Raw genomic sequence first — 11,074 nt, 5'->3', positions numbered from 1 at the left:
GCTGTCCGCGCGATCCCGAACCCGACACCCGAAAGCGGTACTGCCGTGAAGGTCCACCACCTCAACTGCGGGACCATGCTCCCGCTGACCGGCGCGCTGGTCTGTCACGTCCTGCTGGTCGAGACTCCGGGCGGACCGGTCCTGGTGGACTCCGGGTTCGGGCTGCGCGACATCGCCGAACCCGGGCCCCGTCTCGGCCCCGCCCGGCGTCTGATCAGGCCCGTGCTCCGGGCCGAGGAGACGGCCGCGCGTCAGGTGGAGGCCCTGGGGTTCCGGCGGGAGGACGTCCGTCACATCGTCGTCACGCACTTCGACGCGGACCACATCGGAGGGCTGTCCGACTTCCCGGACGCGCGGGTCCACACGACCGCGGCCGAGGTCCTCGGCGCCGTGACCGCCCCGTCCCGGCAGGAGCGGTTCCGGTACCGGCCGGCCCAGTGGGCGCACGGCCCGAAGCTCGTCGAGCACACCCCGGACGGCGAGGCGTGGCGCGGGTTCGCCGCCGCCAGGGAACTCGACGCGATCGCCCCGGGGATCGTCCTGATCTCCCTGCCGGGACACACCCGGGGCCACGCCTGCGTCGCGGTGGACACCGGGTCCCGCTGGGTCCTGCACGCGGGCGACTCCTTCTACCATCGCGGGACGCTCGACGGGCGCGCCCCGGTGCCGCGGGCCCTTCGCGCGATGGAGAACCTGGTGGCGTACGACCTGAAGCGGGTGCGCGACAACCACGCCCGCCTGGCCGAGCTGTACCGGCGCGGCGACAGCGACCTGTTCGTCGTCAACGCGCACGACCCCGTCCTGTACGAGCGGGCTCGCGGTACGGCCTAGGGCCTGGACGGCGCGGGGGCGCGGGTGTCAGATCCAGCCGTCCAGGGACTTCATGAAGCCGTCGAAGTCGTCGCGGTGGATGGTGTGTCCGGCGCCGGCGACCGTGCGGACCTCGAAGCCGCTCGCCCGGAGCCGGTCCGTGTCCTCGGCGCCCACCAGGAAGCTGGGGTCGGCGAGTTGGACGAGGGAGGGCACGGCGGGGCGGTCGGGAACGAAGCCGGTGAGCGGTCGGCCGCCGAGGAAGTGGGCGGAGGCGGCGTCCCAGGCGGCGAGGGTGGCCATCTCGATGTCGACGTCCTCGGTGTCCCAGCGCGGGTTCAGCGCGGTGGTCTGCGCGCGGGTGGCGCGTTTGAAGGCGGCGAAGACCTCGGGGCCGATCTGCCGGTCGGGGTCGGCCGACGACCAGGCCGGGTCCGAGTAGACCGCCCGCAGGGGTTGTAGCCGCTCCACGGCGAGGGAGAGGGCGAGCCCGCCCAGGGAGTGGCCGAGGGCCAGGTCGGCCCGGTGCGGCAGGGTGTCGACCAGGTCGTCGGCGAAGAGCCGAGGACCGTACGCGCCGCGCGGTGAGTCGCCGTGGCCGCGCAGGTCCACGGCGATCACCCGGTAGCCGCGCTCGACGAGCGCCGGGGCCACGCGTCGCCAGGTGCGGGAGTCGGACATGATGCCGTGGACGAGCAGCGCCGTCCGCCGACCGGCGCCCCGTTCACGGGTGTTGAGCCGCAACGTCGTGCCCTTCGTTCGTCCGAGCGTCACCCCACGTCCCGTTGCCGTCAGGCCGCGTCGGGGACCGTCGCGTCGAGGGCGGCGCGGAGGGTGTCGGCCATCAGTTTGATGGCCTCCTTGCCGGCCGGGACCGGGCCGGTGTGGGTGAAGTAGTGGTCGACGCCCTCGAAGACGCGGTGGGTGACGGGGACGCCCGCGGCCTCCAGTGCCTCGGCGTAGGCGTCGCCCTCGTCGCGCAGCCGGTCGTTCTCGGCGGTGATGACGAGGGCGGGCGGCAGTCCGGCGAGGTCGTCGGCCAGGCCGGGCGAGACCAGGGGGTCGGAGAGGTCGGCCGGATCGGGGACGTAGGCGGCGGTGAAGATCCGCATCAGCTGGGGGGTGAGCAGCGGCTTGGGGATGCGGGTCCGCTTGGTGGCGGGGTCGGCGGCCTGGTCGAGGGGCGCGGAGTCGATGATCTGGAGGAGCGGGGTGAAGGTGCCCCGGTCACGGGCGGTACGGCAGATCCCGGCGGCCAGGTTGGCGCCCGCGCTGTGGCCGCCGACGGCGACCCGGGAGCCGTCCCAGCCGTGGACCGGGCCGTTCTCGACGACCCATTCGGTGACGTCGTAGGCCTGGGTGACGGCGGCGGGGAAGATCCGCTGCGGGGCGACGGCGTAGTCCACGTTGATCACGACGCAGCCGGCCGTGGCGGCGATGTAGCGGCAGAGGTGGTCGTCCTGTTCGGGGCGGGCCACGATGAAGCCTCCGCCGTGGAAGTTGACGTAGACGGGGGCGGGGGCGGCGGTGTCGACCGGGGGGCGGTAGACCGTGCAGTCGACCGGTCCGGCGCCGGTCTCCACCCGGAGGGTCTCCATCCGCTTCGGGATCTCGGTGAAACGCAGCTCCTTGTGGACCCGGGTCATGACGCCGCCGAGCAGCAGCTGAACACCTCTGGCCTGGATTCTGGCACTGAACGGCATGATCGGCCCCGCCCATCCCCACAACGTTGAATTAACAGGATTCCTGTTAATGGTGGTGAAGGGATGATGGACTCTGTTCCCGTTTCGCGCAACGGGAGAGGCGGGGCCGGCTCGGGGACGGGCTCAACTCAGGGACAGGGCCGAGGGACGGAGCTGAGGGACGGGGCTCAGCTGGGGGACGGGGTGAGGAGGACGAAGTCCGCGTTCGACGGGTCGAGGCAGACGGCCAGCCGGCCGACGCCCTCCGCGTCCTCCGGGCCCATCTGCACACTGCCGCCGTTCCGGGTGACGGCGGCGACCGCGGTGTCGCAGTCGGTGACCGCGAAGACCGGGTGCCAGTAGGGGCGCCCGTCCGCCAGGGAGAGGTCCTCCGTGCGGAGTTCCATCACTCCGCCCTGCATCCGCTCCTCGGGGAGTCCGGCGGGGGTGATGAGGCTGTACGTGCCTCCGCCGCCCGGCAGGGGCATGTCGCCGAACTGCCAGCCGAAGACGTCGCCGTAGAACTCCTTGGCCGCCGTCGCGTCGGTCGTGTACAGCTCGGTCCAGGACAGCGAGCCCGGCTCGTCCGCCAGCTCGAACCCCTCGTTCCGGCTCGGCTGCCAGACGGCGAACTGGCCGCCCAGCGGATCGCTGTACTGGGCCATCCGACCCCACTCGCCGAGGTCCCTCGGCGGTACCCGTACCGTGCCGCCCGCGCGCTCCACGGCCTGTGTCGTGGCGTCCGCGTCGGTGACGGTGTAGTAGATCATCCAGGCCGAGCGGGCGCCCTCCTCGGTGAGCGCGCCGAGCCCCCCGATGACCTTCCCGTCCTTCTGGAAGGCCCCGCCCTCGCCCTCCGTCTCCGCCCCGTCGCCCCCGCCGTCGCTGTCGCCGTCGCCCATCGGCTCGTACTCCCACCCGAGCACCGCACGGTAGAAGGCCGCCGTCGCCGGTACGTCGCGGGCGCCGAGGTCCAGCCAGCACGGGGAGCCGGGGGTGAGGTCGGTGGTGATCACGGGATTCCCCTTCGCGTCGAACGGTTCCGATCCTGTGTTTTCAGCCTGACACCGGCCCCGGACACTCGCGCGCCGACCACGGTCACGAGCGGTTTCCGACGACGGCGCCCGGCGCCCGGCCGTCACCGGGGCGGGAGGAGCGGCACGCGACGGCGGAGGTGGTCTTCCCGTGACCCGTGACCCGTGCCCCGTGTCCGTCAGGTGGTGGTGACGGCCTCGGCGCGGGTGACGGTGGTCGTGATGCGGGACCACGTCTCCGGAGCGTTGGAATACATGGGGAAGCGGGCGCAGGGGCTGATCTCGGCGGGTTCGACGCCGTGTTCGGCGAGAGCCGGGAGGTAGGAGAGGGAGGTGTTCCGCTCGCCGTACATGAAGGTCCTCGGCATCGGGAGGGCGAGGAAGCGGTCGAGCAGTGCGCCGTGGTCGGAGAGGTCGACCATGGACGCGAAGATGCCCCTGACCGCCCCGGCCCGGACCTTGTGGGGCAGCGCCGAGGCGTACAGGGCGCTCCCGTGGTGGCGGGAGGCGCCGACGCGCGCGGCGAAGCGGGCGAGGAAGGTGTCGGGGTCGTCGTCGGCGTGGGTGACGATCTGGCGGCTGAGGAGGCGGTCCTCGGGGGCGAGATTGCCCTCGATGTCGGTGAAGCTCACGATCCGGGCCGGGTCGGCGTCCGCGAGGAGCGGCGCGGTGAGGCCGCCCATCGAGTGGCCCACGACATGGAAACGGTCGATCCGCCGGGCCCGCAGCACCTGCCGGGCGACCTCGACGAGGAAGGGGACGGAGAGGGCGTCGAGGTCGGCGCGGGTGCTGGCGCCGCAGCCGGGGGCGTCGTAGGCGAGGACGGGGCGGTCGGCGAGGGCCGGCTGGTGGACGACGTCCGCGTAGTCCTCCTTCGTCGCGCCGAAGCCGTGCAGGAAGACCAGCGGGGTGCCGGTGCCGGGGCGGTACAGGGCGGACACCTCGACGCGGGTGCCGTGCGCGGTGAGCGGGAGGGTGAGACGTGCGAGCCGGTCGGTGGTCGGGGTCATCGGATCACCGTCCCGGCGAGGTGAAGTCGTACAGGTCCAGGGTGCTGCGGCCTTCCCTCAACTGTTCGACCGTGAGCCCGGCGACGGTGACCGGCTCACCGGTGGAGCGCTGTTGCGGCCGCCCCCGTGCCGTGGCGGGCACCGAGCCTCGGGCGAAGACGGGGAAGGCCGGCTCACGGGCCTCCTCGACATCGCGGCACACCCCGTCCGCGACGACCCCGCGCACCCCGCGCCGGGCGGCGCCAAGGCTGAGGATGCCGCCCCAGCAGGACACGTCCGTACGCCCCTGGTTGTCGACGACGATCACACTGCGGTCGTCCGCGCGCTCGACGGCGGTGGTGGCGATGTGCGCCCCGGCGGGTCCCTCGCCGCCGACCCCTGGGTGTGGCTGCCCCGGCGCATCTCGCCGGACTACCACGACGCGATGGCGGCGATGTGCAGGGCCGCCGGCTTCAGCCCCGTCCCCGCTCACCGGGCGCGTTCGGTGACCTCGCAGATCGCCATGGTGGAGTGCGGCCTGGGTGTCACCGTGGTCCCCGCCGGGGCCGCCGCCGCCCGCCCCGCCGTACGGTTCCGCCCGCTCCGGCACACCACGGCCACCATCACCCTCACCGCCATGACCCGCTCCACCCCCGGCGCCCTCCCCGAACACCTCACCACCATCGCGACCCGCCTGACGACACCACCCGCGACTTGACCGAGGGCGGCGGTCAGGGCCTCCGGGTCACGGACGTCGGCCGTGAACCCCTGGGCCGTGACGCCCTGTTCGGCAAGTTCGGCGGCGAGTGCCCTCGTACGCTCCGGGTCGTGGGCGGCCAGGGCCCTTCTGATGGATCTCCGTGGGAGGAGGAGCGGCGTTCGGTGCGTGCTCTCGGCGTGCCGGGCGTCGCGACGCCACGGAGATCCATCAGAAGGGCCCTGGCGCCACGGCGAACCCCTCCCGGCCGAAGCGACGCGCGACGGCCGCGCCGAGCCCCGGCCCGGCTCCGATGACGGCGATGGTGGTCATGGCTTCCTTGCTGCCCCGTCACGGCGCGACGCACGCCCGGCGCCGCCCTCCTCCCCTGGTCGGCCGCCCGTCGGGGCGTCGGCGGGCGGTCGTACTCTTGCCCGTGTGGAGGACTACGACATCCTGGACACCCGGGACGGCGACACCCGGGACGGGGACACCCCGGACGGCCCGCAGCCGCGCCCGCAGTCGCTCATGCTCGCCTTCTTCGGCAACCATGTGCTGGAGGAGGGCGACCGTGACCTGTGCGTGTACTCGGGCAGCATCATCGACGTCCTGGGCCGGGTCGGGGTCGGGGAACAGGCCGTACGCTCCACGCTGACCCGGATGGTCAACCGGGGCCTGCTGCGGCGCCAACGGGAGGGCCGCAGGATGTACTTCGGCCTCACCCCACAGGCGACGCGCGTCCTGGGGGACGGCCGTACCCGTATCTGGAAGCAGGGTGCCGTCAACGACGACTGGGACGGCACCTGGACCCTTCTCGGCTTCTCCCTCCCCGACTCGTGGAAGCGCCGGCGCCACGACCTGCGTTCGCGGCTGACCTGGTCCGGGTTCGGGGCGCTGTACAGCGGGCTGTGGATCGCGCCGGGGAACGTCGACATCGCCGGGGCCGTCGCGGAGTTGGGGCTCACCGACCATGTCAAGGTCTTCCACGCCCGCGCGGACGTCGCCACCGACATCGAGCTGATGATCCGCGACACCTGGGACCTGGAGTCCGTCGCGGCCCGCTATGTCACCTTCGACAAGCGCTGGACGGCCCACCTCGGCGCCGACTCCGGTGACGACCCGATCGGCACGCGGCTGCGGCTGGTCAGCGAGTGGCTCTGGACCATCCGCACCGACCCCCGCCTCCCCGCCCGCCACCTCCCCCCGGCCTGGCCGGCCCGCCCCGCCGAGGACACCTTCCACCACGTCGCCGACCGCACCGCGGAACCGGCCCGCCTGCTGGCCCGGGACCTGCTGGACACGGTGCCGACGCGGCCGGACACGGACTAGCCGTCGGCTCACGAGGTCACGAGGTCACGAGGCCGTCAGGGTGTCGTGACCCTCAGGGTGTCGCGGTCGGAGCCTTCGCCTCCGTGCCGAGGAGGCCGTTGAGGACGAGGGAGGCGAGGGACTCCGCCGTGGCGGCGATGCGTTCCGGCGAGGCGGGGTCGGAGCGGCCGAGGCGGCGGGCGAGGGGGACGTCGAGCATGCCGGAGACGGTCGGGACGATGGCGAAGAAGAGCACGTCCATCGGGATGGGCGCCATGCGTCCGGCGGCGACCAGGCCGTCGATGCTGGACGTCATGTTCCGTACGACGACCCCGATGTAGTTCTCGTAGAGGTAGTCCAACCGCTCGGTGTCCTGGTTGAGTTCGTCGACGAAGAGCCGGGCGACGAGGGGTGTGTCCGCGGCGACCCGGTAGAAGCCGGTGATGAGGCGCCGCAGGTTCTCCGCGTCGTCGGCCGCGGGGTCGGGCTCGGGCAGGAGCGCCAGCTGTGCCCCCATCGCGGAGTCCACCACCGCGCGCCAGAACGCCGCCTTGGAGCCGTAGCGGTCGTTGATGAAGTTGTGGCTGACGCCCAGCCGGCGGGCCAGTTCACGGGCGGACGCCCGGTCGTAGCCCAGCTCCGCGAAGGCCTCCAGCCCGCCCCGCAGGATGCTCTCCTCCTCGGGCACCGCGGGAGTGTCCGCGCCGGGGCGCCCCGGCCGCCGAGCGGATTCGGCTCTTGCTCCCACCCTTTGTCTCCCTCACGTCCGACGCACGTCCGGCCCATGTCCGGCTCAGGTCCGCATACCTTGCGGATGGTCCCGAGCCCATTCTAGGGACCTGGTCCCATTTTACTTGACGCATGTCAGATTGGCGATAATCTGACATGCGTCAGAGCGTTTCTCTCGCCTGGAGAACCCCCCATGACCGCACCCCACGCCTCCCACACACCCCACGCGTCCCCCACGACCGTGAATCCGCTCGCCACGACCGTGGACCCCCTCGCCGACGCCGTCGTCGCCGAGCTGGACCTTCTCGGCGAGCCCGCGCTGCGCGCCCTCGACACCGGGCTGCGGCACGGCCCGGCCGCCCTGCACGAACCGCCGCCCGCGGCCGTCGTCGCGCTGCTGCGGCAGCTGGAGTCCGGCCCTTCCGGGGTGGACCCGCTGATGCTGCACCGCGGCGATGTCGTGAGCCTGTCCGTGCCGCCACTGTGGTTCGGGCTCTGTTCGCTCACCGGCGCGCTCGCCCACGCCTACGCCTCCCCGGCGGTCGCCGCCCGCCTGGCCCGGGTGGGCAGCCCGGCGGCCATGGCCCCGCGCCGGCTCGCCGGGACCGGTGTCTGGGCACGTCAGACCATGCGCCCCGGAGGGCTGCTGCGCGGCGCCCCGGGCTATCTGGCCACCGTCCGACTACGGCTGCTGCACGCCCGGACCCGGCTCACGGCGCTCGAACGGGACCGGGAAGCCACCGGGGGCGACGCGTCCGGCCGCGTCCCCCTCGCCGGGCGTGGCCCCTCCTCCCCCCTCTCTCTCCCGCACGACGACGAACGGGCCCGGATGTGGCTCGGCCTCACCCTCGTCTCCTTCCGCGCCCTGGCCGCCGTCGGCATCGAGATCGGGCCCGAGGAGGAGCACTACCTCTACCGGTACTGGTCGTACGTCGCCCATCTGCTGGGCCTGGACGAGAGCTTCTACGGGAACGTGCGCGACCACGCCGACGCCGAGCGGCTCCGGGCCCTGCTGGACACGGCGACGGACGCGCCCGACGAGAACTCACGGGCGCTGACCACCGCCATGGTGGACGCGCAGGCCCGCGCGATGGCCGGGGCACCGGGTGCCGTCCTCTCCGAGGAGCAGTTGAGCTACCTCATCCACAGCGTGCTCCGACAGGCCTTCGGCGACGGGACGGCGGACCGGCTGGGTGTCCCCGTCCCCACCGCGACCGACCTGATGCCGCTGATCGGCAAGCTCAACCGCCAGTCCCGCTACTGGCAGACCTTCTCCCCCGCCTCGGCCGGCGAGGCCCGCCGCCGAGCCCTCCGGGGCCCCGGCCCCGAACTGATCGCGACCGTACTCCCCACCGGGGGCGCCACCGACCGGAGGAACGGGGGAGGAGAAGGGGAAGGGGAAGGGGGCACCGACGGGAGGAGCCGAGCAACCGGCCTCCGGGGCGGGGACGCCGACGGCCGGGGCGGGGACACCGGGCGCCGCGGCGGCAACGCCGGGCGACAGAGCCGGGAAGCCGACCAGAGGAGCCGGGCAGCCGACCAGAGGAGCAGGAAGGGCGAGCGGCAGAAGAGGGGAGGCGACCGCCTGGGTCCGGGCGCCGAACCGCAGATCGGGGAAGTCGATCTCCGGGTCCGGGACGCCGAACGGCGCGGCAACACAGGGATCAACCGCCAGGGCTGGGAATCCGGACGGCGGAGCCGGGAAGCCGACCGGCCGGGGATCCCGGCGGCATGATCCGCCCACCCCCGCCCCGCCACTCCCCGCTTGAGCCGCTCGCCGCCGCACACCGGCCCCGTAGGTGCCCGGCACCGGCCCATTCGCCGGACTCCGCTACGGCTCCGGCTACCACATCGGCTCCGGCCTCGGCCTCGGCCTGATCATGCCCGCGTATGAGGCGGCGGTTCCCGCGCCTCCCTATGCCCGGTCGGGGTTGCTTCCTCCCCCCTCCAGCGCCCCGACCTCCGCGAAGCGGCCCGCCGGATGTCCGGCGGGCCGCTTCATACGCGTCCTCGATACCCCTCGGCCGCGCGGTTCAGAACAGGCCGTTGGTGTGCGGCAGTTCGGCCGGTACGGGGGCGATGACGTCCCAGTGCTCGACGATGCGGCCGTCGGCCACGCGGAACAGGTCCCAGTAGGCGACCGGCACCCCGAACTCGCCCTCGGACTGCAGCAGCACGAGATCGCCCTCGGCGACGACCCGGTGCACGGTGCGGTAGACGAGGTTCTTGCCCTGCCCGGCCCACGCGGCAGCCGCGGCGCCGAAGCCGTCCAGGCCGTCGGCGGCCTCGGGGTTGTGCTGGTGGTAGGTCTCGGTGGAGATGTAGTCGGTGAGCACCGAGTAGTCGGCGCCGACAAGCACCTTCTCCGCGAACTCGGTGACCAGCGCGCGGTTGGCCTCCGTACGGTCCGGGTCGCCCGGTGCGGCCGGACCGTCGGTCTGCGAACGGCCGGACGCGGTGTCCGCGACGACCGGGGTCAGCGCGTCCCAGTGCTCCGCCAGCCTGCCGTCCGCGTCGACCCGGAAGAGGTCGAACGCGACCAGCGGCTGCGGCCCGAAGCCGTGGTAGGTCCCGTGCAGCGCCACCAGGTCACCGTCGGCGATCACCCGGGCGCCCTCGTAGCGGAAGCCCTCCGGCAGACCCGCGACCAGCTGCCGCAGCGCCTCCGGGCCGTCCGCCGCCAGGCTGCTGTGCTGACGGTAGTCAGCGGCCACCCAGCGGTCCACCGCGCTCGGGTCCTTCTCCCCGAACAGTTCCCCCGCCGCCTTGAGGACGATTTCCTTGCTACCCACGGTACGTCTCCGATCTGCGCTTTCCGATGTCGCTTCACTCACCGGCCCGCCTCCACTCTCGCCGCGCGACGCCCTCGGCGCACGGTAGAGTCGGGCATGAACATGGTCGAAACGGGACAGGATCCGGTCGTCGAGCGGGGCTACCGCAACCCCACACGACCCGATCTCGGGCTGGAGGTCCTCACCTTCGCCGACCTCGGGACCCGGCTGCCGGGCGAGCTGTACACCCGGCCGAACCGGCTGGATTTCCACCGCCTCACGCTGGTCCACCGGGGCGAGGGCACCGCCATGGTCGACTTCGTCGACCACCCCTGCGGACCCGGCACCCTGCTGCACATCCGCCCCGGCCAGGTCCAGCGGCTGCCCACCGCCCCGGGCGGCTCCCCGGCCGGTCTGGACGCCACGGTCGTCCTGTTCACCCCGGACTTCCCGCCCCGGCTCCCATCGACCGTCCGGGTCACGGACGACCCGTTCGGCCCGGCCTCCTGGCAGCTCTCCGCCACCGACCACGCCCGCTTCCGCCGCGCCCTGGCCGACCTCGCCGAGGAGTACGCCGCCCTGCCGGCCGAGGACCCGGAGCTGACCCGGGAGCTGCTGCGCCAACTGCTGGCCGGAGTCCTGCTGCGCATCGCCCGCCTCTCCGCCCCCACCCCCGGAAAAGGCAGCGGCGGCGACCGGCCCCCGGCCGCCGCGCAGGAGCCGTACCGCCTCTTCCAGCACGAGCTGGAACGCTCCTTCACCGTGCTGCGGCAGGCCCATGACTACGCCGCCCGGCTCGGCTACTCCCTCAAGACCCTCAACCGGGCCTGCCAACGGGCCACCGGGCACACCGCGAAACACCTCATCGACGCCCGCGTCACCCTGGAGGCCAAGCGGCTGCTCGCCCACACCGACCTGCCCGTCGCCGCCATCACCCACCGTCTCGGCTTCACCGAGCCCACCAACTTCGCCAAGTTCTTCCTCCGGACGACCGGCCGGACGCCGGGGGCGTTCCGCGGGGCCCAGAGCTGACCGGCCGCGGCGGGGCCGTGGA

General features: G+C 73.2%; 12 protein-coding genes and 1 pseudogene. 5 read left to right on the top strand and 8 right to left on the bottom strand.

Features of this window, described 5'->3' with window-relative positions; all coding sequences use genetic code 11:
* Positions 1-45: 45 nt before the first annotated feature.
* Positions 46-831, top strand: coding sequence for an MBL fold metallo-hydrolase (locus tag F9278_RS38785; RefSeq protein ID WP_152172471.1), 786 nt, complete (start codon positions 46-48; stop codon positions 829-831).
* A gap of 27 nt (positions 832-858) precedes the next feature.
* On the opposite strand, the gene F9278_RS38780 is transcribed toward F9278_RS38785, so the two are convergent.
* The 5 genes from F9278_RS38780 to F9278_RS38760 form a co-directional block, all read right to left on the bottom strand.
* On the bottom strand, positions 859-1,554 hold the full coding sequence (locus F9278_RS38780; RefSeq protein WP_152174388.1) for an alpha/beta fold hydrolase: 696 nt from the start codon (positions 1,552-1,554) through the stop codon (positions 859-861).
* Between the two features lie 47 nt (positions 1,555-1,601).
* Positions 1,602-2,513 (bottom strand): alpha/beta hydrolase, encoded by a 912-nt coding sequence (locus F9278_RS38775; RefSeq protein WP_152172470.1) that lies wholly within the window; start codon positions 2,511-2,513, stop codon positions 1,602-1,604.
* 167 nt (positions 2,514-2,680) lie between these two features.
* On the bottom strand, positions 2,681-3,508 hold the full coding sequence (locus tag F9278_RS38770) for a VOC family protein (protein ID WP_152172469.1): 828 nt from the start codon (positions 3,506-3,508) through the stop codon (positions 2,681-2,683).
* 197 nt (positions 3,509-3,705) lie between these two features.
* Positions 3,706-4,536 carry an alpha/beta fold hydrolase gene (locus F9278_RS38765; protein ID WP_152172468.1) on the bottom strand — a complete coding sequence of 277 codons (831 nt, stop codon included), beginning with the start codon at positions 4,534-4,536 and terminating at the stop codon, positions 3,706-3,708.
* Between the two features lie 4 nt (positions 4,537-4,540).
* A complete protein-coding gene (locus F9278_RS38760) occupies positions 4,541-4,954 on the bottom strand; it encodes an RraA family protein (RefSeq protein ID WP_226967135.1) in 414 nt (137 codons plus the stop codon).
* On the opposite strand from F9278_RS38760, the gene F9278_RS38755 reads away from it, so the two are divergent.
* Positions 4,883-5,233, top strand: coding sequence for a LysR substrate-binding domain-containing protein (locus F9278_RS38755; RefSeq protein ID WP_226967134.1), 351 nt, complete (start codon positions 4,883-4,885; stop codon positions 5,231-5,233). The two genes, F9278_RS38760 and F9278_RS38755, sit on opposite strands and share 72 nt — an antisense overlap.
* A 228-nt stretch (positions 5,234-5,461) precedes the next feature.
* Here F9278_RS38755 and F9278_RS38745 read toward each other — a convergent pair.
* Positions 5,462-5,545 (bottom strand): annotated as a pseudogene (locus tag F9278_RS38745) (SDR family NAD(P)-dependent oxidoreductase); the annotation flags it as partial.
* A gap of 105 nt (positions 5,546-5,650) precedes the next feature.
* On the opposite strand from F9278_RS38745, the gene F9278_RS38740 reads away from it, so the two are divergent.
* Positions 5,651-6,541, top strand: a complete 891-nt coding sequence (locus F9278_RS38740; protein WP_152172467.1) for a PaaX family transcriptional regulator — start codon at positions 5,651-5,653, stop codon at positions 6,539-6,541.
* A 52-nt stretch (positions 6,542-6,593) separates the two neighbouring features.
* Here the strand turns inward: F9278_RS38740 and F9278_RS38735 are convergent, their stop codons facing one another.
* Complete coding sequence (locus tag F9278_RS38735; protein WP_152172466.1) at positions 6,594-7,208, bottom strand: TetR/AcrR family transcriptional regulator; 615 nt, start codon at positions 7,206-7,208, stop codon at positions 6,594-6,596.
* 234 nt (positions 7,209-7,442) lie between these two features.
* Between F9278_RS38735 and F9278_RS38730 the strand changes: the two genes are divergently transcribed.
* Positions 7,443-8,984, top strand: a complete 1,542-nt coding sequence (locus tag F9278_RS38730; protein WP_152172465.1) for an oxygenase MpaB family protein — start codon at positions 7,443-7,445, stop codon at positions 8,982-8,984.
* Positions 8,985-9,282: 298 nt separating this feature from the next.
* Here F9278_RS38730 and F9278_RS38725 read toward each other — a convergent pair whose 3' ends face one another.
* A complete protein-coding gene (locus tag F9278_RS38725; protein ID WP_152172464.1) occupies positions 9,283-10,041 on the bottom strand; it encodes a nuclear transport factor 2 family protein in 759 nt (252 codons plus the stop codon).
* 96 nt (positions 10,042-10,137) lie between these two features.
* Here F9278_RS38725 and F9278_RS38720 point away from each other — a divergent pair, with 96 nt between their 5' ends.
* Complete coding sequence (locus F9278_RS38720) at positions 10,138-11,052, top strand: AraC family transcriptional regulator (protein ID WP_152172463.1); 915 nt, start codon at positions 10,138-10,140, stop codon at positions 11,050-11,052.
* Positions 11,053-11,074: the final 22 nt, after the last annotated feature.

The organism is Streptomyces phaeolivaceus, assembly GCF_009184865.1.
Classification (GTDB): domain Bacteria; phylum Actinomycetota; class Actinomycetes; order Streptomycetales; family Streptomycetaceae; genus Streptomyces; species Streptomyces phaeolivaceus.
The sequence above is the reverse complement of the archived record's forward strand: the minus strand, read 5'-3'. Positions and strand labels throughout refer to the sequence as shown.